Source organism: Bradyrhizobium sp. MI1.3, assembly GCF_055811695.1.
The window spans coordinates 18,838-40,772 of record NZ_JBVVPQ010000042.1; the positions used below are offsets into that span (position 1 = coordinate 18,838).

The window sequence follows — 21,935 nt, forward strand, 5'->3', positions numbered from 1 at the left end:
AGCCTTTGGGGGCCCGCTTGACGATCGAACATGCTATCGTGCGAACCAAGCCGAAGCCCTGGGGCAGTCTCGATCTGCGGCCCTGGAGCCTGGCGTCGACGAGCGACGGCCCGATCGGGGAATTGTGGTTCGAGCGTCCGGGCCTTGCTGGGCCGGAGACGGCGTTGCTGCTCAAAATGCTCTTCACCTCCGAGCCGCTATCGATTCAAGTTCACCCGGATGATGCGTTCGCGCGCTCGATCGGGCTTGCCAACGGCAAGACCGAAGCCTGGTACATCGTCTCCGCGATCCCCGGTGCTAGGGTCGCGGTGGGACTGAACCATCCGCGCTCCGCCGCAGAGTTGCGAGCGGCAATCGCTGACGGCTCGATCGCCGATATCGTGGATTGGCAGCCGGTTCATCCAGGCGACGCCATTTTCATTCCTGCCGGAACCGTACATGCGATCGGCGCCGGCATCGTGCTCGTCGAAATCCAGCAGCAAAGCGACGCCACGTTCCGGCTGTTCGACTATGGACGACAGCGCCAACTGCACATCGACAATGCCGTCGCGGTGGCGACAGCAGGCCCGCGCCAGATCCAATTGCCGTCCGAACGTCTGAGCGGCGCGCGAACGGTCCTCACGGTCAATTCATATTTTGCGCTGGAGCAAATTGACCTTGCTCCGGGCTCCGTTTGGATGCTCGACGCACCGAAAGAGACCTGGCTGCTGGCGATAGAAGGCCAGGCCCAACTCGGCTCGACGAGGCTGGCGCCGGGGGAGGCGATCTTCCTGGAAGCCGACCATGCGGAAATCGAGGTCGGTGCGAACGGGTTGAAAGCGCTACTGGCCTATCCCGGCCCGAAGATAAACCTCGCTGCGTTGATAGAGCGCAGCGCCGCGAGCGCCAGTCGCGCACCGCACGCCTTTCCCAGCACCCTGGTCGCGTCTCCCTTCGAGACCGCCGCGCTCAAACAATCGGAGACGCCAAATTGGCTGCCGTAAATCGTATCGCATTCATCGGCAATTCGCTTCCCCGCCGCTGCGGCATTGCGACCTTCACCACCGACTTGCAGAGCGCCATTGCGGCGTCCCGGAGTGATCTGGAGACCGTCATCGTCGCGATGACCGATCACGGCCAGGTCTACGATTATCCTCCCACCGTGGGCCTGGAGATCAACGACGACAGGCAAGATGATTATGTCCGTGCGGCCACTTATCTGAACAGCGGCGGCTTCGAGGCCGTTTCGCTGCAACACGAGTTCGGCATTTTCGGCGGCGAGGCCGGAGGCCAGATCATGGCGCTCCTGTCGCGCCTGACCATACCGATCGTGACAACCTTGCATACGATCTTGTCCGAGCCGACGGAGGCTCAGCGTGACGTCATCGCGCGCATCGTCGAATGCTCGTCCAAGGTCGTCGTGATGGCGGAGAAGGGTCGGGAGTTGTTGCGTTCCGTCTACCACGTGGCTGACGAGAAGATCGAAATCATCCCACACGGTATCCCGGAATTTGCGTTCGTCGAACCCGACGCGGCCAAGGCTGCGCTCGGATTCAGCAACAAGTCGGTCATCCTGACCTTCGGATTGCTGTCGCCGAACAAGGGTATCGAAGTCATGATCGATGCGATGCCTTCGATTCTGAAGACCCGACCCGACGCCGTTTACGTCGTCCTCGGTGCGACGCATCCCAACCTCGTGCGCGATCGTGGCGAAGCCTATCGTGAGTCCCTGATGGCGCACGCGCGCCAGGCTGGCGTCGAGGATCACGTCGTGTTCCTCGATCAGTTCGTCGACAAGAAAACGCTGCTCGATTTCATCTCGATGTCCGACGTCTACGTGACGCCGTACCTCAGTGAGGCCCAGATGACCTCGGGCACGCTGGCCTATAGTTTCGGCCTCGGTAAAGCCGTGGTGTCCACCCCGTATTGGCATGCCCGTGAACTATTGGCCGATGGCCGCGGCATCCTGGTTCCGTTTGGCGATGCGGCAGCGCTCGGCATTGAAATCGCCAAGTTGCTGACCAACGATGTGCTTCGGCAGGCGATGCGCAAGCGCGCCTATTCGAGCAGCCGCGCGATGACGTGGGAAAGAACCGCCGAACGCTATATGTCGGTCTTCGAGAACGCCGGCCGACGGCATCGGCTCAAGACCATTGCGCGCACGGATACTGGTACGCTGCTGCGCGACAGCCGCGCCCCGCCGGAAATGCAGCTCGGTCATTTCCTGTCGATGTGTGACGACACGGGACTGTTTCAGCATGCCGTTCATAGCGTGCCGGATCGTGCCCACGGCTATTGCGTCGACGACAACGCCCGGGCGCTGCTCGTGGCCTGTGCACTCAACAATCCGGGCGAAGAGCGGCTGCCGGAAGCCCTGACGGCGCGATTTGCCGCCTTCGTCCAGCACGCCTGGAATCCGGATACACGACGATTTCGCAATTTCATGGGCTTCAACCGCTGCTGGTTGGAGGACCAGGGGTCGGAGGATAGTCACGGACGCACGCTCTGGGCCTTGGGCGTGTGCGCGTTGACCGATGCCAGCACGTCGCGGCGCTCATGGGCCGCGGCGCTGTTTTCTGAAGCGATGGCAACAGCGGAAGAGTTTCGTTCGCCCCGTGCGTGGGCGTTCGTATTGCTGGGCCTTGATGCATACTGCTCGGCTGTCCCGAACGATGTCCAGGCGACCCGTTTGCGTGCCGTGCTTGCCGATCGGTTGATCTTGATCTTCGACACCGTGGCAACAGGCGATTGGGTCTGGTTCGAGGATGGGTTGGCCTACGATAACGCGCGCTTGCCCCAGGCGCTGATCATGACGGGCCTGGCGAGTAAGACATCGCGCTATGTCAATATCGGGCTGGAGTCGCTGCGCTGGCTTGTGAAGAGGCAAACTTCGGCGAAGGGCCAATTCCGCCCGATCGGCACGGCGGGATTTGGTGAGCGACGCCAACCCTCGCAAGCCTTCGACCAGCAGCCGCTGGAGGCCGCGGCGACCATCGCGGCATGCCTTGCCGCATGGCGGGCCGATCACGATGTCGAGTGGAAAGCCGAAGCCGCGCGGGTCTTTGCGTGGTTTCTGGGCAGCAACGATCTGTCGGCCTCGCTGGTCGATCTGGAAACCGGAAGCTGCCGGGATGGCCTGCACCCCGATCGTCCCAATGAGAATCGGGGAGGGGAATCCGTGGTGTCGTATTTGCTTGGCCTCTCCGAGATTCGGCAAATTGCCCGCCTGAGCGAAAGCCGAGCCAAGCCTGCTCCTCTCGTCGCCTGACGGAGCCGGTTACAATTTCCTCCTTCAACCCATCGAGGCCGTTTTGTCGCAATCTCCCTTCCTCAAACGCCAAGCCCTTCAGCTGCGGCCTGATCCGACCCGTGTCATCGTTCGGCCTTTCAAGCCGGCAACCGAGCCGCGCGACCTCAATCCGACAGACAAGACCCGCGCCAACCATATCGTCGAACGGGTCCTCGCGCTCGATCCCGAGACGGCTGACCGGCAATTGGCCGACGTTCTGGAGAATTTCCTCGGCCGTCACCGCAACCTGTTGCAGATTTTCGAGGCACGCGCCGCGGAAATGGAAGAGGCGCTGGCCGACCATGCTGTATTCACGCAGGTGCAGCGCCAACTCGCGGGCGCCTATTTTCTTAACGAATATTCGTTCGAGGCCTCGGCATTGTTCAATCCGAGTATCGTGCCACATCCCGATCGATCCGGAACGCCGGAAGGCAGCCTCCGCTTCATCCTGAGTCTTCGTGCCGTCGGCGAGGGTCATGTGTCGTCCCTGACATTTCGGTCGGGGCTTATTGCGGCAGACGGGACCGTGACGATCGACCCGACGGCGCGTCTTGCATCCAGCCCCGATCTCGTCAGGCTGACATCGAGCGCCGGCGGCGACGGGATTGATGTTACATTCGCGGCTGGCCAGGATCTTAGCGAGCGGGTGATTTTTCCAGTCACCGAAGCGCAGTCGAACGGGATCGAGGATGCGCGCTTTGTGCATTTCAGCAACGCGGGCAAGACAATCTACTACGCGACCTACACCGCCTATAGTGGACGGGCGATCCGGTCGGAGCTGATCGAGACGTCCGATTTTGTATCGTTCCGGCTATCGCCCCTGAAGGGCAATGCCGCGCGCAACAAGGGCATGGCGTTATTCCCGCGCAAGGTCGGGGGCAGATATGCGATGATCGCGCGCCAGGATAACGAGAACCTCTATCTGATCTTTTCCGACGATCTCCATACGTGGGATGGCGGGCAGCCGATCCTGAAGCCGCGATACCCCTGGGAGTTCGTGCAGATCGGCAATTGCGGATCTCCGATCGAGCTCGATGAGGGATGGCTGCTGCTGACGCACGGTGTCGGCCCTGTGCGGAAATATTCGATCGGGGCCGCGCTGCTGGACAAGAACGACCCTTCGAAGGTGCTCGGCCGCCTGCGCGAGCCGCTATTGCGCCCGGACCCTTCCGAACGCGAAGGATATGTTCCGAACGTCGTCTACACCTGCGGCGCGATGCGCCACCGCGACAAGATCATCTTCCCCTACGCGGTCTCCGACAGCTTCTGCAATTTCGCGACCATCGAGATTGCATCCTTGATTGCGGCCATGGACAGTAGTGCATAGGAACTGCGCTGACCGTTCTCGATGTCCATCCGATGGATTGGAAAAGCGTGAAGCGATCGGCGCAGAACATTGCTTCGAACGGGTGATGTCCGGGCTCAGGCATCCGGTTGCAGGAACGTGCCGTATTGCTTGGTCGCGGCGACCGCGGCCGCGGCCTGTCCGATCATCCGCATCGCTGCCATCATCGGCCATGGCCCAAGACTCACCCGCCGAACGCCGACGCGGGCCAGATCCGGAAGTGCGGGAACGCCTTGTGTCACCATGATGTTGACCGGCAGAGGCGTGAGCTGAACGAACTTTTCAATGAGCGCGAGGTCGGTGAGGCCGGGCACGAAAATTCCGTCGGCGCCGGCCGCGGCATAGACCTTCGCCCGGCTTGCCGCTTCATTCATGCACTCGTCCGGCGATCCGAATTTGAGCAGAAACGGATCCGTTCTCGCATTGATGAACAGCTGAACTCCCAGATCTTTTGCAGCGTGCCGCACGGCCTTGATCTTGGCGGCATGGCGTTCGGGATTGACGAGTTGGCGCTTTCCCCCTGATAGTCCGTCCTCGAGATTGATGCCGACGGCGCCGGCTTTCAAAATCTCGGTCGCCGATCTGGCCGCGGCCTCCGGGGTGTCGCCATATCCAGCCTCCAGATCGATTGAGACTGGAACAGAGACGGCCGCGGTCATCCGCGACACCAGGCCGGTCACAATGTCGAGCGGGACATTTTCTCCGTCGGCGTATCCAAGTGCGGAGGCGACCGCACTGCTGCTGGTCGCGATGGCCGGAGAGGTCTTCGCGATAGCTTTGGCAGTGGCGGCGTCCCAGGCGTTGAACAGGATGAGCGGATCGCCCTTCCTGTGAAGGGCATGAAACGTCTCGGCATATTGCTGTTGGGTCTTGGCGTCCATTGCGCGTACTCCGGATTAGAGAACTCGAAGGATGTTGTGGGGCACGCCCTCTGCGTTCAGTCAGGCGCGTGCGTCTTGAACCAGTCCATGATCAGGCCGGTGACTTCTTCCTCACGCTCGAGGTGCGGGAAGTGCCCGACATCGGGCAGGACAATCCGCTGGTGCGGCCCCTTGAACAGCGGCTCCTCCTTGACCGAGTACCTTGCGGTCGGATCGTTGCTGCCATAGATCGTCAGCGTCGGCGTGTGCATGTCATTGATCGGCAGCCGGCGCGCGAGCCCCGCATCGGTCAGGCCTCCGTAATATTTAAGCGCCGCGGCCATCGTGCCGGGCGAGCTGAGCGTCTCCTTGATTGAACGGATGTGCTCGGCATTGTTGAATGTCGGCGACCACAGCTTCCAGAGATAGTCGACGAAGGGAAGTCCCTCGGTACTGACCGCGGATACGGCGCCGGGAAGCTGGAAGAAATAGACATGGAAGACGGCTCGAACGAGCTCCGGATCCCGTCTGATGCTCGAAATTGTAATCGGATGTGCGGTGTTCATGACCACGGCGGCCTTGAACGCCGATGGCGCCGTGGCCAGCGCCTGAAAGGTTGAGGTGCCGCCCCAATCCATGCCGACGACGCGCGCCTGTCCGTCGTCGCTCAGCGCCGCGATGAGGGCTTCTAGATCCTTGCCCAGTGCGATGGGATCGAAAATGCCGTCCGCCGGAATCTCTGTCGGCGCATAGCCGCGCAGGAACGGCGCGACCGCACGATAGCCTGCATCCGCGAAGACCTGCAGCTGCTTTCGATACGACCAGGCATTGTCGGGAAAGCCGTGCAGGAACATGACAAGAGGGCCGTCGCCCTGTTCGAGATAGGCGAAGCGCACGCCGTTGGCCTGCACGTATTTCAAGGCGGGTTCAATGCCTCTGGTATTCGCTTGGGCATCCGCTTGTCGTGGCGCGCTCCCGATATTCATCGTCATTCTCCATGTCATCGTGCCCCGCGGGCAAAATATGTGCGGAGCGCACATATTCGTCAAGTTGTTTTTTGTGCGCTCCGCACATATTGTCCGGCTCATGGAAAATGGAATCGCAAATTTGCTGGGGGCGCTTTCGCTCGCCGTCATGGATCGGATCGAGCAGGGTGCGCGCGAGGTCATAGGCCGCGGCGGCGAGACGCCTGCCGCACTGGTCGTCATCGGCTATGGCCAGGGCATGACCAACGACAAGCTGCGGCGGATCCTTGGCCTGTCGCATTCAGGAACGGTTCGGCTGGTGGACCGTCTGGTGTCGGATCGGCTGGTCGAACGTCGGCCCGGACAGGACGGCCGCGAGGTTGCTCTGCACCTGACAGCGAAGGGCGCCTCAACCCGCAACGAGTTGATGACGTCGCGAATTTCGGCCGTCGCGTCGCTTCTGGATGTGCTGTCGCCGGCTGAAACGAAACGACTCGAAACGCTGCTCCACGAGTTGTTGGCTCGGCAGGATACGTCCGAGATGGATCGCTTCACGATCTGTCGCATGTGCGACGACAGCGTTTGTACGAACTGCCCGTTGCCCACGGACAAGGGCAAACGCGCTCGCTAGCGGGTGCACTCGACGCCATCATCCGGCTTGCGAGGTCTGGTCGAGCGACTCGGGGCGCAACGCGCGTTCACGTCGCGGATAGGAACGTCCGGCGTTTCTCCACGTTGTCGGCCGTCGAGCGCAAACTGGGCCATACGATGAAGAAGATCGCCGCCATCCTTGTGATGCTCTCTGCCTCGCCGGCTGCTGCCGGTGCGGAGAGTTGGAGCGGCTATCGCATTCCCGAGACCGGGACCCGTGTCGACATCCCTTCGTCCATCTTCACCGAGCAAGCCGGTCGGCCCGACGGCTATGGCATGCAGTACCGGACCAGCGACGGCCGGGCGGATTTGACGGTGCAGGCCGTTCCGAACGAAGGCAGTTCACCGGCGGCTTTCCTGGCGCGGAAGAATCCGCCGTCCGGCATCACCTACAAGCGCATCACGCCGCGCTTCTTCGTGGTCTCCAGCACCCGGGGCGGCAAGATCTGGTACGACCGCTGCAATTTTGGCCGCCGCTACGTGCATTGCGTGCTGATCAACTACCCGGCGGCCGAGAAGCGGCAGTGGGATGCAGTCGTAACCCGCGTCAGCCACACGCTGAGCGGCGGTTGATCGTTCACAAAGAAAAACCTGTTTACAAAAAAAATCTGCTCACAAAGAAAAAACTGCCCGCAAATCGCGGGCAGCAGTCTCGTGAGGATGGTTCAGCGCACGTTCGTCGATGTCGTCGACATGGTCGGCTTGGAGCCCGGCACGTGCGACATGGTTTTGGTGGTGGACCCGACCTCCTCGCCCGCCTTGACTTTCGTGCGGGTGTGGGAGCGGCTGAACGTACCACCCTCGTGCGCCTGCGCGCGCGCATTGGAATTGAGCACCGGACCGTTGCCCTTGTTCATGCTGGTGCCGGACTGCGCCTTGCCGTTGGCAGACGCGGCGCTGCCGCCGGCTGCAATGGACGAGCCGGTCTGTCCGGAGCCCGACGTCGACGTGCCGCCGGTGCCGAGCGTGCTGGCCGAGGTGCCGCCGGCTGCAGCCGAGCCGCCGGTGCCGCCGGTCATGCTGGTTTGCGCCGACAACGGCGAGGCGGCGGCGAGCAGGAGTGCGACCGACGAGGTCGCGATCAACATTCTCATCTGTGAAATCCTTTTGCTATGGCGACGATGTCGAGATGGTGCAGCCGTTGACTGTGACGGTGCTCGCACTGGTCGAACCCGGGCCGCCGGCCGTCGAGGACGAACTCGACACGTTGCCGCCACCGGCCTGGACGTGCACCGACGATCCGCCGGCCGAGCTCGAGCTCGACAGCGAGCCGCTCGATGAGCTCGAGCCCGTTGTGCCCGAACCCGATGACCCCAGCGCAGTGATGCTGCCGTCGGGATGTTTTTCCACCGTGACCCGGCAGGTCTCGCCGGATGCGGTCTTGCCGGTTTTCTGCATGGTTTCCCCCACAGCGGCGCTGCTCATCAAAGTCAAAACTGCGATCGCAACGATTGATCTGTTCATGCCAGTCCTCCTCAGGAAGGACGAAGGAGCGGCATTGCTGCCGCTCCGCCGGCCGGGATGTCAGTCCTTGTCCTTCTTCATCTCGTCCTTGTGGTGGCCTTTGCCCTTTTCCATGCCCATGTCGCTGGCATGTCCCGCGGAGGAGCCGGCGGCTCCCACGGTCGAGCCGCTCTTGCCGCCGCCGGCCGAAGAGCCGCCGGTGCCGAGCGTCGATGCGGAGTTGGAGCCGGAGCCTGCCGCAGAGCCGCCCGTGCCGACGCTGGACGAGCTCTTGCCGCCACCAGCCGACGAACCGCCGGTGCCGAGCGTCGAGGCCGAGCCTGAGCCGCTGCCGGAGCCCGCGGCAGAGCCGCCGGTGCCCACGGACGAACTGCTGGTGCCGCCGCCGGCCGACGAGCCGCCGGTGCCAAGCGTCGAGGCCGAGCCTGAGCCGCTGCCCGAACCTGCCGATGAACCGCCTGTACCGATCGTCGAGTTGCTGGTGCCGCCGCCGGCTGACGAGCCGCCAGTGCCGACCGTCGAGCTCGACTGCGCCACGGCGAGCGCGGTACCGGCCAGCAGCGCGGCTGCGGCCGCAGACAATTTCAGAATCCTCATCGCTGTCTCCTCCAATGATCAAATTGCCAAAACAGGCCCGGGATAAAGTGGCAAGCTGCAGAAACGTTCCTTGGATCGGTATGACGATGTGGAAAATGCGCGCGAGAATTGCGACGAGGTTCCAGCGGCGCGGCGCGCCGATGTCGAGCGGGAACAGCGCGACGATCTGAAGAAAACAAACGCTACTTCGACGACAATCCCGTCCTGCGCCGCAGATCCGTGATCGCGCGCAGAAAACTGTCGGCCGGCGTCGTCTCCGGATCGATCAGGCGATGCAGACGAAAGCCGTCTTCCAATGCCAGCACGACGGAGGCCATCCATGGCGGATTGAGCGTGTCGTCCTTTGCGTTGCTCTTCAGCGTGGCCTCGACGATGTCGGCGACCAGCTTGCGCCGCGCGCGCAGGCGTTTTGCAAGCTCCGGCCGGCGCTTCTCGGCGCGCGCGACGAACAGGATCATCTCCATGTGCAGCAGCGGCGAGCGGCCGAGCGGGTCCTGCCTTGTGCGATCCATCGCCTTCAGCGCTGCGATGAAGTCGTCGAGATTGTCGTGCTGCGCGAGGATGTCCATGTTGCGCCGGATCGACTGCGCGACATGGTCCTCGATCATGGCGATGATCAGCTCGTCCTTGCTCTTGAAGTTGGAATAGAACGCACCGCGGCTGAATCCGGCCGCCGCTGCGATCGCCTCGATGCTGGCGCCGCCGATGCCGTCCTCCTCGAACACGCGCGCGGCCGCCTCGAACAGCCTGTCGCGCGTGTCGTCCCTAGTCGGCCTGGTTCTCACCCTTGACATCGGAGCAGGTTAGGGCAGAATGCAACTCGATACAACAATGTATCGAGTTAACAATTCAGGGATGATTACGCCGCGCAAGAGGGGCTGCCCGGCGTATGCGATTCATGCGGCAACCGATGTGAGGTCACCATGAACGAGCATGTGCAAGGCACCGGCGGTCCGCTGTTTAATCCACTGTCGCCGGACTTCATCCGCGATCCCTATCCGCATTATGAGCGGCTCCGCGCGATCTTTCCGATTCACGTGACGCCGTTCGGCCAGTTCGTCACCAGCCGCCATGCCGATGTCAGCCTCGTGATGCGCGACAAGCGGTTCGGCAAGGATTTCGTCGAGCGTTCCAAGCGCCGCTATAGCGAGAAGATCATGGAGGAGCCGGTCTTCCGCAGCATGAGCCACTGGATGCTGCAGGCCGATCCGCCCGACCACACCCGCCTGCGCGGCCTCGTCGTGAAGGCCTTCACCGCCCGCCGCGTCGAGGACATGCGGCCGCGCATCCAGCGGATCGTCGACCAGACCATCGATGCCGTGATCGAACGCGGCCACATGGACCTGATCGAGGACTTCGCCTTCCGCCTGCCGGTCACCATCATCTGCGACATGCTCGGCATCCCCGAGGACCATCGCGAGGCTTTCTATAACAGCTCACGCGACGGCGGACGGCTGCTCGACCCCGTGCCGCTTTCGCCGGAGGAGATTGCCAAGGGCAACGCCGGCAACATGATGGCGCAGATGTATTTCCAGCAGCTGTTCGAGCTGCGTCGCAAAAATCCCGGCGACGATCTCATCACCCAGCTGGTGCAAGCCGAGGAAGACGGCAACAAGCTCACCAACGAGGAACTGACCGCCAACATCATCCTGTTGTTCGGCGCCGGCCACGAGACCACGGTCAATCTGATCGGCAACGGCCTGCTGGCGCTGCATCGCAATCCGGACCAGCTCGCGCTCTTGAAGGCGCAGCCTGAGCTGATGGTGGGCGCGATCGAGGAATTCTTGCGCTACGATTCCTCGGTGCAGATGACCGGGCGGGTCGCGCTGGAGGACATCGACGATGTCGGCGGCGCGAAGATCCCGAAGGGCGAGACCGTGCTCTGCCTGCTTGGCTCGGCCAACCGCGACCCGGCGGTCTATCCTGACCGGCCCGACCGACTCGACGTCACCCGCCAGAACGTGAGGCCGCTGTCGTTCGGCGGTGGCATCCATTTCTGCCTGGGAGCCCAATTGGCCCGCCTCGAGGCCGAGATCGCCATCGCCACGCTGTTGCGGCGGCTGCCCGACCTGCGCATCGACGACCTCGAAAACCCGGAATGGCGGCCGACCTTCGTACTACGCGGCCTGAAGCGGCTGCCTGCGAGCTGGTGATGGCCGCCAGCACTGATTCTGCGAGCATTGGCCCTCATCCTGAGGAGCCCGCAAAGCGGGCGTCTCCAAGGATGGCCGCGGGCGAGAGCGGGGCCTCTATGGTTCGAGACGGCGCTTCGCGCCTCCTCACCATGAGGGTCTCACACCCGCGTTAACCTCCGCGCGCAACAGTCGCTGTGACTTCGCCACACTTCCCCCTATATAAGGGGCTGTTCCGGTACGTCTGAGGCCCTGCGGCTCAGGCAAGGCCCGCATCCGGTTTGGCCGAGGGGAGACCCGTGCAGACGACGCTGCTCGGATTGGCGATTGCCTTTATCTTAGCGCTGCTGGCCGCTCTGATCGGGCCTTACTTCGTCGACTGGAACCAGTTCAGGCCCCAGTTCGAAGCAGAGGCCGGCAGGATCATCGGCGTGCCGGTGCGGGTGGCGGGCGAGCTCGACGCGCGGCTGTTGCCGGCGCCGACGCTGCGGCTGCGCGCGGTCACCTTCGGCGGCAACAACGATCTCGGCCGCCTGCGCGCCGACAAGCTCGACGTCGAGTTCAGCCTGAGCTCGCTGATGCGCGGCGAATGGCGCGCCACCGAGCTTTCGGTCAACGGCATGGCGGTCGATCTCGGCCTCGACGCGCGCGGGCGGGTCGATTTGCCGTCCACCGCAAGCGGCAGCTTCAATCTGGCTTCGCTGGCGATCGAGCGGCTGAACCTCACCGGCCGCATTGCCCTGCATGATGCCGCCAGCCGTTCGACGCTGGAGCTCAACGACATCGCCTTCTCCGGCGACGTGCGTTCGCTGGCCGGCTCGGTCCGGGGCGACGGCAGTTTCACCGCCGCTGGCGTCCGCTATCCGTTCCGCGTCTCCTCCGGCCCGAGCGCCGACGGCAATGCCACCCGCCTCCACCTCAACGTCGATCCCGGCGAGCGCGCCATCCTGGCCGATCTCGAAGGCGTGCTTGCCTTCGACAATCGCCTGCCGAAATTCGAAGGCGCGCTGACACTCGCGGTGCCCGCGCCGAAGAAGCCGGGCGATGCGGGGCCGGTGCCCTGGAAGCTGACGACGAAACTCAAGACCGATCCGGCCGGCGCCAAGTTCGAGCAGGTCGACGCCAGCTTCGGCACCGAAGACTCCGCGCTGAAGCTCGGCGGCGTCGGCGATGTCAGGTTCGGGGCCTCGCCGCTGCTGCGCGCGGTGCTGTCGGCGCGCCAGGTCGATGCCGACAAGCTGACGGCCAAGAACGATGCCGAGCCGCAGCGCATCCTTCCGGCGCTCCGCGCAGGCCTCGCCGCAATCCCGCAGGCGCCGATCCCGGCACAGATCGAGTTCAACTCCGACCAGATCATGCTCGGCGGCCGGCCGCTCCAGAACATCACGGCCGAGCTTGCGACCGACGGACGATCCTGGACCTTCCAGCGGCTCGAGCTGCGCGCGCCAGGCCAGACGCAGCTCTCGCTCAACGGCGCGACGCCCGGCGCCGACAGTTTCAGCGGCCGTCTCAGCGTCGATTCCTCCGATCCCGATACGCTGGTGGCCTGGCTTCAGGGCCGCAGCGAGGTCAACCGCCGCAGCACCCGGCCGATGCGCCTTGCCGGTGACGTGACCATTGCCGCCAACCATTTCGCCATCGACAGGCTGAAGGCCGAGATCGAGGGCGGCGCGATCGAAGGCCGCATTGCTTTCGTCCAGACCGGCGCGAGCAAGGGCTCGCGGATCGATGCGGAGCTTAGGGCTGACCGCCTCGACCTCGATGCCGCCGCGAGTTTCGTGCGCGCGCTTTCGGGGCCGCAGGGCGAATGGCCGGAGGAGGCGAAGCTTTCGCTCGATATCGGCCGCGCGATCTCGGCCGGGCAGGAGCTGCGGCCGTTCACCGCGAAACTCGGTTACGGCCCGGCATCGCTCTCGCTGGAGCAGTTGCGGTTCGGCCAGGCCAGTGGCGTGACCACGGAAGCAATCGGCAGTTTCGACCGCGCCAAGGCCGTTGGCAAGCTCGCGCTGAAATCCTCCGCCAATTCGCTGCGCGATCTCACCGCGCTGCTCGAGCCGATTGCGCCGTCGGTGCGCGCGCGCTTCGACGCCATGCCGTCGCTGCCAGGTGCGACCCGCCTCAAGCTCGATCTCGGCCTCGACAAGAACGCCGAGCATGCCGATCGCAACGACGCGCGCGCGGTGATCGAGCTCGACGCGCCGCAACTCAAGGCCACCGCGACGCTGGCCGCGCAGACGCCGGTGGCCGCCCTCAACGGCATCGACATCGACCGTTTGCGCAACAGCGAATTCACGCTGGATTCGAAAGTCTCGACACCGCAGGCCAGTGTATTGCTGGCGCTGCTCGGGCTCGATCGCGTGTTGGCCGCAGGCGAGGGCGCTTCGCAGTTCGAGGGCCATCTGAGCGGCGCGTGGCACCATCAGCTGCAATTGAATGCAAAGCTTAGCGGCGGCGGGCTGGACGCGGACGCACAAGGCAACGTCGAATTGTCGGAGCCGAAAGGCAGCGTGAATTTGCGCGTGCGCAACGCCAATCTGGCCCCGCTGTTCGGGACCAGCCTGGCCGATAAATCGGTGCAGAGCGTCAATCTGTCCTCGCGCGTCGGCCTCGCCGGCAACCGCCTGACCTTCAACGATCTCGACAGCACACTGGCCGGCTCGCATTTGCGCGGTCATCTGGCGGTGACGCTCGATCAGGAGAAGACCGTCGACGGCGAAGTCGGCCTCGATACGCTCGACCTCGTGCCCGCGCTCGCGATGGCCATCGGCGCGGCCGGACACGATGCCAATGCGCCGTTGAATGCCGGGCTTCTCGGCGGCTGGCGCGGCCGCGTCGCCTTCCAGGCGTTGCACGGCACGTTGCCCGGCGGCATCGAGCTGCGCCCCTTCGGCGGCACGGTCCGGAGCGACGGTCAGTCGCTCGCGCTCGACGCAATGAAGGGCGGCGTCGGCGGCGGCGAGATGTCGGCGAGCCTTGATGCGCGCAATGGCGCCAATGGTCTGACGCTCAATGCGCGCATCGAACTCGGCAATGTCGACGCGGCGGCGCTGCGCTATCGCGACCTTGCGCTGCCGAAGGGACGCGCCTCGGCGCAGATGGCGCTGACCAGCCAGGGCCGCAGCGTCGCGGCGCTCACCGGTGCGCTCGCCGGCAACGGCACGGTGACGCTCGAATCCGCTGAAATCTCCGGCCTCAATCCGCGCGCCTTCGAGATCGCCATCCGCGCCAGCGACGGCGGCCAAATTGCCGACGACAACCGGCTGCGGCAACTCGTCGAGCCCGCGCTGTCGGCGGGTCCGATTGCAGTGGCCTCGGCGCAGATCCCGTTCACGATCCGCGACGGGCGCCTGCGCGTCGGCGCAACGTCGCTAGAGGCGAAGAATGCGCGTGCCATCGTCTCCGGCGGCTACGACATCCCTGCCGACCAGGCCGACATCCGCGCCAGCCTGACGCCGATCATGACCGGGCTCTCCGGCGCACCGCCGGAAATCCAGCTGTTCGCGGCCGGTCCCCCCGACAGGCTCAATCGCACCGTCGATGTCGGGCCGCTGTCCTCGTGGCTCGCGGTACGCACGATCGATCGCGAGACGCGCCGGCTGGACGCCATCGAGCGCGGCGAGCCGCCGCCGGCGACCGCCGCGCTGCCGACGCTGGTGTCGCCGGATCCCGTGCCGGAGCCGTCGCTGCAGGATGTGCCGATGCCCGGCCGCGATCCGCGCCGCGCGCCGCCGCCGAAGCCCAAGGCGGATATCAGGGTTGCGCCGACACCGAAGCCGCCGCACGCCGCTCCCGCGGCGCCAAGCCCGCCACTGACAAGCCCTCCACTCACAAACCAGCCGCTTGCAAGCCAACAGATCGCGCCGTTGCCCCCGCCGATCGACGTGAGGCCGGCCCCGGGCCCGCCGCCCCCAAAGCCTAAGCCGAAGCCGCCGCTGGTCCTGACGCCACAGAATCCGTAGGCGACATCCGTCATGCCCGGGCTTGTCCCGGGCATCCACGTTCTTCGTCCGAGGGGTGAGACGTGGATGGCCGGGACAAGCCCGGCCATGACGCCGCAGAGGCATCAGTGCCCCAAGCCTTTTCAGCAAGCGGGAGAGGGGGCGCAGCTTCCTCGTGACGCACCGGTAAACCCATTCCCACGCATTTTAACGAATTTTGCTCGGCAAAACTGATCCGCCGACTTTACCGGATTCTCGCGTTTGTTCCCTAGTCTCTGTTCCCAGAGGAACTCGCCGTCCTGCCGGCACAAGCAGGATGGCTAGCCAAGAACTGGGGTCATCGGGATGAACGGCGCGACAACACTTCTGCAGGATCTGGACGACGCGATCGCACGCGGCACCGACGAAAGCCGGAACAAGGCGTTGTGGCACGCGACCGACATTCTGATCACCGGCCGCTATAGCGACGACGAGATCAGCACGTTCGGCGAGGTCATCGGCCGGCTCGCCGACGAGATCGAGGTTGCTGCGCGGGTGCAGCTCTCTGAGGTCATGGCAGCCTGCGATCACGCTCCGCTCAATGTCATTGCGCAACTCGCGACCGCCGACGAGATCGAGGTCGCCGGTCCCGTGCTGCGCGACTCCAATCGTATCGACGAGAAGCTGCTGATCGAGAGCGCCATGACCAAGAGCCAGTCGCATCTGCTCGCGATCGCCCAGCGCAAGTCGATCGGCGAGGCCGTCACCGACGTGCTGGTCAAGCGCGGCGACCAGGAGGTCGTGACGTCGGTTGCCCGGAACGAGGGCGCGCGCTTCTCCGGCTCGGGCCTGCTCCACATGGTTCGCCGCGCCGAGGGCGACTCGATTCTTGCCGAGCAGCTTGGCCTGCGCAAGGACGTGCCGCGTCACATCTTCCAGCAGCTGATCTCGAAGGCGTCGGAGGACGTCCGCCGCCGGCTCGAGCACGAGCGCCCGGAAATGATGGCGCAGATCCAAAACTCGGTGAGCGACGTCACCGGCGACCTGCAATCCAAGTTCGGCCCGTCCTCGCGCAGCTATTTCGTCGCCAAGCGCGTGGTGACGACGCAGTACCGGCAGGGCAACCTCAACCAGGATTCGGTCTCGAACTATGCGCGCCAGCACCGCTTCGACGAGGTGCAGATCGGCCTGTCGCTGCTGTCGTCACTGCCGGTCGACGTGATCGAGCGTGCGATGATGGACCGCAATCGCGAGATGATCCTGGTGCTGTGCAAGGCGCTCGATTTTTCCTGGGACACCACCATGTCGCTGCTGTTCCTCGGCGCCAAGGATCACCTGATCACGGCGCGCGAGCTCCACGACAACGAGCGCGATTTCGGCAAGCTCAAGATCGAGACCTCGCGCAGCGTCTTGAAGTTCTACCAGTCGCGCAAGACCGGCACCGATCCCGTCACGGGTCGTCAGCCCGAGCTGCAGGTGCACTGAGCGGTCCACCGAACAGGTACACCGAGCATCATCCGGGAATTGGCAGGGAGTATTTGCAATGTTGCCTCAATTCGGCACCGCCGTTCGCAAGAATCCAAACAAGGACCTCAACAAGGCCGCAGCCGGCGAGATCGGCGGGGGAGCCGCGGACCAGGCCTCGGTCGATGCCGCCTGGCTCGTGCTGGAAGCCGCCAACGACCTCGGTGACCACGCCGCGATCGAAGCTTGCCGCCGCGTCATCGACGCCGAGCTGAACGGCACGGTGGCCGGCAGCGCGGATGTCGATCTCGTGCTGGGGTATTTCAGGTAGGGCACCTGAGGCGTCCGCTCCATCCGCGTTACGCGGCTGTTTCCACACCGTCATTGCGAGCGCAGCGAAGCAATCCAGAATCTTCCCGCGGAGGCGGTCTGGATTGCTTCGCGGAGCCTGTCATCGGGCCGCGCTTCGCGCGGACCCGGTGGCTCGCAATGACGGAGAGCAGGGTACCACCGCCGCTCCTTCAATGGCACGCCAATGCGCCGACAGCGGCGCAGCTGTAGGATGGGTAGAGCCCTTGCGAAACCCATCTTGCCTCCGGGCGTGTTGATGCGTGATGGGTTCGCTTCGCTCTACCCATCCTACGAACTTGCGTCTCTCACCGCCGGATACGGTAGATCACGACGTCTTCGCCGTGACGGAATGTGCTTCGCTCGAAGAGATAGTTGGCCTTCTCCAGAACGCGGCGCGATGCGCCGTTGCCGACGTAGACCAGGCCGATGAGGGACGGCAGCTGGTGGTGTAACAGTCCGATATCCGTCAGTGCGGACGCGGTCTCGCTTGCAAGTCCACGGCCCCAGAATTCGCGCTTGAACGCATAGGCAATCTCGATCTCGTCGATATCGTCCACCAGGATGTGCCGGATGCCCGCTCGCCCGGCGAATGCCCCGTCTTTCGTTCGCAACACCCACAGCCCGAAGCCATGCTGGTCCCAATGCGCCATATTGGCGTCGAGATAGGTCTTGGTCCTTTCCGCCGGGCGCACGCCGCCGAGATATCGGGACACCTCGGCATCGAGATGCAATGCGACGAGGTCCGCGAGGTGATCCTCACGAAGCCTCTCGGCAGTCAGGTTCTCGGTGCTGAAATGATCCATGGACCCGGATAGCCGCTTTCGGAGCAGGGCAGGATGACGCGCCTTCGCCACCCATCATGATTTCTAACACATCCTAACGGGCAATTTCGGCGGCATTCGGTCAATGTTCCCATGGAAAAGCGGTGGAATTTCCAAATCAGCACGAAGGTCGACGGAGATTGCATGACGTCCAAAACGCAAATCGAATCACCGTCACGGCCCGCGAGCGTCTCGCGTCGTGGTTTTGTGGGAGGCCTGTCGGCGGGCGTTCTGGGCGCGGTTGCGACCGAAGCGGCGGTGGCGCAAACGCTGGCCGAAATCCCTGATCGCGGGCCCGGCGCCGATCTCGGTGCGCACAGCGAACGATCGCGCTTCGTCAAGATCGATCGCATTCCCGAGGCGGGACCTGGCAAGCGCAACATCGACCCCAGTGATGCCATCAATTCCAAGACGCCGCATCAGAAGCTGGTGGGCAACATCACGCCAACCGATCTGCATTACGAGCGCAGCCATTCCGGGGTGCCGGACATCGATCCCGCGCAGCACCGTCTGCTCATCCATGGCCTGGTTCGGAAGCCGCTGGTGTTCAGCGTCGACGATCTCAAGCGGATGCCGTCGGTTACGCGCGTGGTCTTCATCGAATGCACTGGAAACGGATGGGAAAACTGGAAGAAGGCGGACCCTGATCTGACGGTGCAGAACACGCACGGCCTCGTCAGCACCAATGAGTGGACCGGCGTTCCGCTGAAGTTCCTGATTGGTCTCTCGGGCAAGGAGAAGAACTCGAACTGGATGCTCGCCGAGGGAGGCGATGGCGCGGGCGTCGACCGCAGCATTCCGCTGACCGACGAAATCGTGAACGAGGCCTTTATCGCCTACGGTCAGAACGGCGAACCACTGCGCCCCGCGCATGGATTTCCAATGCGGCTGGTGATGCCGGGCTTCGAGGGCAATCTCAACATCAAATGGCTGCGCCGTCTCAAGTTCGGCACTGAGCCCTGGATGACCCGCTGGGAAACGGCGCGCTACACGCAGCTGCTGGCCAACGGCACGGCCCGCCAGTTTCAGCTGAGGATGGAAACCAACTCCGTCATCACGCAGCCCTCGGGCACGATGCAGATCCAGCCCGGCTACAACATAATCTCCGGTCTCGCCTGGAGCGGCCATGGCAAGATCGCCAAGGTCGAGATATCGACCGACGGCGCGAAAATCTGGAAACAGGCGCAGCTGAATCAGCCGGTGCTGTCGAAGGCGCAGGTTCGATGCCAGATGGACTGGGTCTGGGACGGCAAGCCGACAAGGATCGTGAGTCGCTCGACCGATGAGCAAGGCAACGTTCAGCCGGACCGGCAATCCTTCATCGCCGCGACGGGGAGCAATGCGCTGTTCCACTACAATGCGCAGCAGACCTGGAGCATCGACGAGGCCGGGAGGGTCCGCAATGTCCTCGCATAACAATCGGCTTGTCGCAGCGGCTCTCACGCTCGGCCTGCTCGCGGCGCCCGCATTTGCATTCGATTTCGGCCGTCCCGCGACTCCGGAGGAGATCAAGCTATGGGACATCGACGTCGCACCCGATGGCAAGGGTCTGCCTGTGGGCAGCGGCACGGTTGCGCAAGGTAAGCAGGTCTTCGCCGACAATTGCGCGGCCTGTCATGGCGACAATGGCCAGGGCGGGATCAAGGATCGTCTGGCCGGTGGGCAGGGCACACTCGCCTCCAGCGCGCCTGTCAAGACCGTCGGCAGCTTCTGGCCTTATGCGACGACCTTGTACGACTACATTCACCGCGCGATGCCATATCCCACACCGGGTTCGCTCAGCACCGACGACACCTATGCCGTCACCGCCTACATCCTGAGTCTGAACGGCATCGTTCCTCCCGACGGCAAGGTCGACAAGGACAGCTTGCCGAAGATCAAGATGCCCAACCGCGACGGCTTCATTCCGGATCCGCAATTCGATCCGGCAAAACTATTCCGCAAGAAATGAGCGTGTGATCATGAGGGTTTCGGCGCTGCTCAAGATCCTCGTCCTGGTTGCTGCGACATGTTTATGGGAGACCCAAGCAATGGCCGTCGACGGACTCATCACGATCAGGAGCAGTTTCGGGCCTGAAGAGACGATGAAGCGGCTGGAAGCGGAAGTGACGGCCAAGGGCCTCACAATATTCGCCCATGTCGATCACGCCGCGGGCGCCGCCGCTGCCGGCCTGCCGTTGCGCCCGACCAATCTCATCATCTTCGGGAACGCCAGGGGTGGTACGCCATTGATGCAGCAGTCGCAGACCAGCGGCATCGATCTGCCGCTGAAGGCGCTGGTCTGGCAGGACGAGCAAGGCGCGACCTGGTTGTCCTACAACGATCCGGCGTATATCGCCGGGCGTCACGGCATCGGCGAGCCGGCCAAGGCTGCAATTGTCGCCATGACGGCGGCCCTGCACGCGATCGCGACCAAGGTCACCGCACCCTAGCGTGACGGGATGGCCGCGCGACGCATCGCCATGAGGAGAGATCCATGAACAGCACAGACGGGCAACCGGAATCACCCGCTCCCGGAGACGGCAAGATCGCCAGATGGCTGGTCATAGCGGTGTTATGCGCCTTCCTCGTCGGTGCCGGCGCGCTCGGCTATCTTGGCTGGTTCAGCACGACGACGGAGGTGCCAGCGTCGGGTTATGTCGCACTGGTGCTCGGTGTCGTGTTTTCGCTGGTCGTCGGCATCGGCTTGATGGCGCTGGTGTTCTACAGCAGCCGCAAGGGTTACGACGAACCGGCCGTGCTGATCCAGGAGCCGGAGAGCGATTCGAACGAAGAAGACGTCAGTTCGGGCCCCAGTACACCGAGCGAACGCACTGAGCGAGTACGCTGAGCCGGATAGCTCGGCATCGAGATGCAATGCGACGAGGAGGCCGGCCAGGTGATCTTCACGAAGCCCCTCGGCGCTTAGCCTCGCAAGACCGGGCTCAGCTTCCTGAATCTTTCAACCAGGAGGCAATCGTCTGATTAAGGTAGTCCGGCACTTCATGCTGAATGAAGTGGCCAACGCCAGGTACGATTTTGACCGTGAGATTGTCGGGATTTTCAATCCATGACTTTTCCAAATCAATAGTGCTTAGCAAAGCGTGGCTCTCCTCGATTCCGTGCACATGCAAGACCGGGCATTTGATCGCGGCACCGGTGAGCTTCTTCATGGTTGGATCGAAAAGATTGAGCGCAAGCTGAGAAAACGCGTAGTTGGCTTTGTAATAATTCATCATGGACGTGATGGAGGATTTCGCGAAAGCCTCGATGTATCGACTCCTAACTTGGGGATCGACGACCCAGTATGCCAAATCCTGCGCAGTCAGATTGTCGCCTTTGCCTCGAGCGAAGAACCGTGTGGCGTAGGCGCTGGCCTTGGCCTGCGCGATAGGGTGGTTCCAAGGGAGCAACTCCCTCGTGATGGCGCCTGGATGAGGCACGCTGAGGACGACAAGTCTTTCGATCAGATCCGGATTTTGCCCGGTGAATAGCCACGATAAAGCGGCGCCCCAGTCGTGCCCAATCAGGATGGCCTTGCGCCCGTTTGCCTCTGCATCGATCACGGCGCGGATGTCATCAAGGAGAACCGGAAACTTATAGTTCTCGACACCTTCTGGCCGATCGCTCAAATCGTAACCGCGCAGATCAAGGGCGACCACCTGATAATTTGCTGAAAATTCCTGGAGCTGATTTCGCCAGGAATACCAAAAGTCGGGAAATCCGTGCACAAACACCATCAGCGGTTTTTGATTGGATCCCATGGTGACGTAGTGGATTTTCGTTCCCGCATTCTCCGCATATCTGTGCTGAAGGTTCGGATCCTTATCGATATCAGCGGCAGGCTCACTCAAAGCGGCAGGGATTTTATTGTGCCAGATGGCATCGCCTGACGTCTCTCCGGAAACGACGCGAGTGGACATCGCAGTGAACATGGCAGCTCCTAAAAGCATCATCACGCAGGATCTAGAGGCCATCTCAGTGATCCCGTTCGCTGGAGCAGTTGCCGAAACTGAAGTGGCTCGAACTCATGAGTATTTCCTGCGCAGCAATCCGGGAGAGTGTCGTGCCCTCGCATGCAACTTCTGGAGGTCGATTTGAGAGCGGTGGTACAACGGGCA

At 63.3% G+C, this 21,935-nt stretch carries 21 protein-coding genes; 13 read left to right on the forward strand and 8 right to left on the reverse strand.

Annotation, left to right across the window (positions count from 1 at the left end; all coding sequences use genetic code 11):
- Positions 1 to 17: 17 nt before the first annotated feature.
- From AC0L3A_RS26420 to AC0L3A_RS26430, 3 genes are read left to right on the forward strand one after another with little or no spacing between them, the layout of a single operon-like run.
- Positions 18 to 983 carry a class I mannose-6-phosphate isomerase gene (locus tag AC0L3A_RS26420; RefSeq protein ID WP_035994260.1) on the forward strand — a complete coding sequence of 322 codons (966 nt, stop codon included), beginning with the start codon at positions 18 to 20 and terminating at the stop codon, positions 981 to 983.
- Positions 971 to 3,247 carry a glycosyltransferase family 4 protein gene (locus AC0L3A_RS26425; RefSeq protein WP_007600935.1) on the forward strand — a complete coding sequence of 759 codons (2,277 nt, stop codon included), beginning with the start codon at positions 971 to 973 and terminating at the stop codon, positions 3,245 to 3,247. The genes AC0L3A_RS26420 and AC0L3A_RS26425 overlap by 13 nt, the downstream gene beginning before the upstream one ends.
- Before the next feature lie 43 nt (positions 3,248 to 3,290).
- A complete protein-coding gene (locus AC0L3A_RS26430; protein ID WP_473255441.1) occupies positions 3,291 to 4,595 on the forward strand; it encodes a glycoside hydrolase family 130 protein in 1,305 nt (434 codons plus the stop codon).
- 95 nt (positions 4,596 to 4,690) lie between these two features.
- On the opposite strand, the gene AC0L3A_RS26435 is transcribed toward AC0L3A_RS26430, so the two are convergent.
- Both AC0L3A_RS26435 and AC0L3A_RS26440 read right to left on the reverse strand, forming a co-directional pair.
- Complete coding sequence (locus tag AC0L3A_RS26435) at positions 4,691 to 5,494, reverse strand: isocitrate lyase/PEP mutase family protein (RefSeq protein ID WP_473255442.1); 804 nt, start codon at positions 5,492 to 5,494, stop codon at positions 4,691 to 4,693.
- Positions 5,495 to 5,550: 56 nt separating this feature from the next.
- Complete coding sequence (locus tag AC0L3A_RS26440; protein WP_473255443.1) at positions 5,551 to 6,609, reverse strand: alpha/beta fold hydrolase; 1,059 nt, start codon at positions 6,607 to 6,609, stop codon at positions 5,551 to 5,553.
- Between AC0L3A_RS26440 and AC0L3A_RS26445 the strand changes: the two genes are divergently transcribed.
- Complete coding sequence (locus AC0L3A_RS26445; RefSeq protein ID WP_354201155.1) at positions 6,608 to 7,069, forward strand: MarR family winged helix-turn-helix transcriptional regulator; 462 nt, start codon at positions 6,608 to 6,610, stop codon at positions 7,067 to 7,069. The genes AC0L3A_RS26440 and AC0L3A_RS26445 overlap by 2 nt on opposite strands.
- Positions 7,070 to 7,206: 137 nt before the next feature.
- The gene (locus AC0L3A_RS26450; protein WP_473255444.1) at positions 7,207 to 7,662 is read left to right on the forward strand and encodes a hypothetical protein; all 456 of its coding nucleotides are present in this window, start codon (positions 7,207 to 7,209) and stop codon (positions 7,660 to 7,662) included.
- A 92-nt stretch (positions 7,663 to 7,754) separates the two neighbouring features.
- On the opposite strand, the gene AC0L3A_RS26455 is transcribed toward AC0L3A_RS26450, so the two are convergent.
- The 4 genes from AC0L3A_RS26455 to AC0L3A_RS26470 all read right to left on the reverse strand — a co-directional run bounded on the left by AC0L3A_RS26455 (position 7,755) and on the right by AC0L3A_RS26470 (position 9,944).
- Positions 7,755 to 8,177: a hypothetical protein gene (locus AC0L3A_RS26455; protein ID WP_018454312.1), complete on the reverse strand. Its 423-nt coding sequence runs from the start codon at positions 8,175 to 8,177 to the stop codon at positions 7,755 to 7,757.
- Between the two features lie 22 nt (positions 8,178 to 8,199).
- Positions 8,200 to 8,553, reverse strand: a complete 354-nt coding sequence (locus tag AC0L3A_RS26460; RefSeq protein WP_219683460.1) for a hypothetical protein — start codon at positions 8,551 to 8,553, stop codon at positions 8,200 to 8,202.
- A gap of 60 nt (positions 8,554 to 8,613) precedes the next feature.
- Positions 8,614 to 9,150, reverse strand: coding sequence for a hypothetical protein (locus AC0L3A_RS26465; RefSeq protein ID WP_473255445.1), 537 nt, complete (start codon positions 9,148 to 9,150; stop codon positions 8,614 to 8,616).
- Positions 9,151 to 9,332: 182 nt separating this feature from the next.
- A complete protein-coding gene (locus AC0L3A_RS26470) occupies positions 9,333 to 9,944 on the reverse strand; it encodes a TetR/AcrR family transcriptional regulator (RefSeq protein ID WP_007600944.1) in 612 nt (203 codons plus the stop codon).
- 129 nt (positions 9,945 to 10,073) lie between these two features.
- Here AC0L3A_RS26470 and AC0L3A_RS26475 point away from each other — a divergent pair, with 129 nt between their 5' ends.
- From AC0L3A_RS26475 to AC0L3A_RS26490, 4 genes are all read left to right on the forward strand, one after another.
- Entirely contained in the window at positions 10,074 to 11,303 is a 1,230-nt protein-coding gene (locus AC0L3A_RS26475) for a cytochrome P450 (protein WP_473255446.1), read from the forward strand.
- Between the two features lie 278 nt (positions 11,304 to 11,581).
- Positions 11,582 to 15,241 (forward strand): AsmA family protein, encoded by a 3,660-nt coding sequence (locus tag AC0L3A_RS26480; RefSeq protein WP_473255447.1) that lies wholly within the window; start codon positions 11,582 to 11,584, stop codon positions 15,239 to 15,241.
- A 324-nt stretch (positions 15,242 to 15,565) separates the two neighbouring features.
- Positions 15,566 to 16,684 (forward strand): DUF2336 domain-containing protein, encoded by a 1,119-nt coding sequence (locus AC0L3A_RS26485; protein ID WP_473255448.1) that lies wholly within the window; start codon positions 15,566 to 15,568, stop codon positions 16,682 to 16,684.
- A gap of 58 nt (positions 16,685 to 16,742) precedes the next feature.
- A complete protein-coding gene (locus tag AC0L3A_RS26490) occupies positions 16,743 to 16,994 on the forward strand; it encodes a hypothetical protein (RefSeq protein WP_354128121.1) in 252 nt (83 codons plus the stop codon).
- Between the two features lie 325 nt (positions 16,995 to 17,319).
- Here AC0L3A_RS26490 and AC0L3A_RS26495 read toward each other — a convergent pair whose 3' ends face one another.
- On the reverse strand, positions 17,320 to 17,817 hold the full coding sequence (locus AC0L3A_RS26495) for a GNAT family N-acetyltransferase (RefSeq protein ID WP_007600952.1): 498 nt from the start codon (positions 17,815 to 17,817) through the stop codon (positions 17,320 to 17,322).
- A 162-nt stretch (positions 17,818 to 17,979) separates the two neighbouring features.
- Here AC0L3A_RS26495 and soxC point away from each other — a divergent pair, with 162 nt between their 5' ends.
- The 4 genes from soxC to AC0L3A_RS26515 are packed head-to-tail and all read left to right on the forward strand — an operon-like array spanning position 17,980 to position 20,665.
- On the forward strand, positions 17,980 to 19,251 hold the full coding sequence (gene soxC / locus AC0L3A_RS26500; RefSeq protein ID WP_473255449.1) for a sulfite dehydrogenase: 1,272 nt from the start codon (positions 17,980 to 17,982) through the stop codon (positions 19,249 to 19,251).
- Entirely contained in the window at positions 19,238 to 19,786 is a 549-nt protein-coding gene (locus tag AC0L3A_RS26505; RefSeq protein WP_007600955.1) for a c-type cytochrome, read from the forward strand. Before soxC ends, AC0L3A_RS26505 begins: the two co-directional genes overlap by 14 nt.
- 10 nt (positions 19,787 to 19,796) lie before the next feature.
- Positions 19,797 to 20,267: a DUF302 domain-containing protein gene (locus AC0L3A_RS26510; RefSeq protein WP_007600956.1), complete on the forward strand. Its 471-nt coding sequence runs from the start codon at positions 19,797 to 19,799 to the stop codon at positions 20,265 to 20,267.
- A gap of 44 nt (positions 20,268 to 20,311) precedes the next feature.
- Positions 20,312 to 20,665, forward strand: coding sequence for a hypothetical protein (locus AC0L3A_RS26515; RefSeq protein WP_007600957.1), 354 nt, complete (start codon positions 20,312 to 20,314; stop codon positions 20,663 to 20,665).
- A gap of 94 nt (positions 20,666 to 20,759) precedes the next feature.
- On the opposite strand, the gene AC0L3A_RS26520 is transcribed toward AC0L3A_RS26515, so the two are convergent.
- Complete coding sequence (locus tag AC0L3A_RS26520) at positions 20,760 to 21,749, reverse strand: alpha/beta fold hydrolase (protein WP_007600958.1); 990 nt, start codon at positions 21,747 to 21,749, stop codon at positions 20,760 to 20,762.
- Positions 21,750 to 21,935 lie beyond the last annotated feature (186 nt).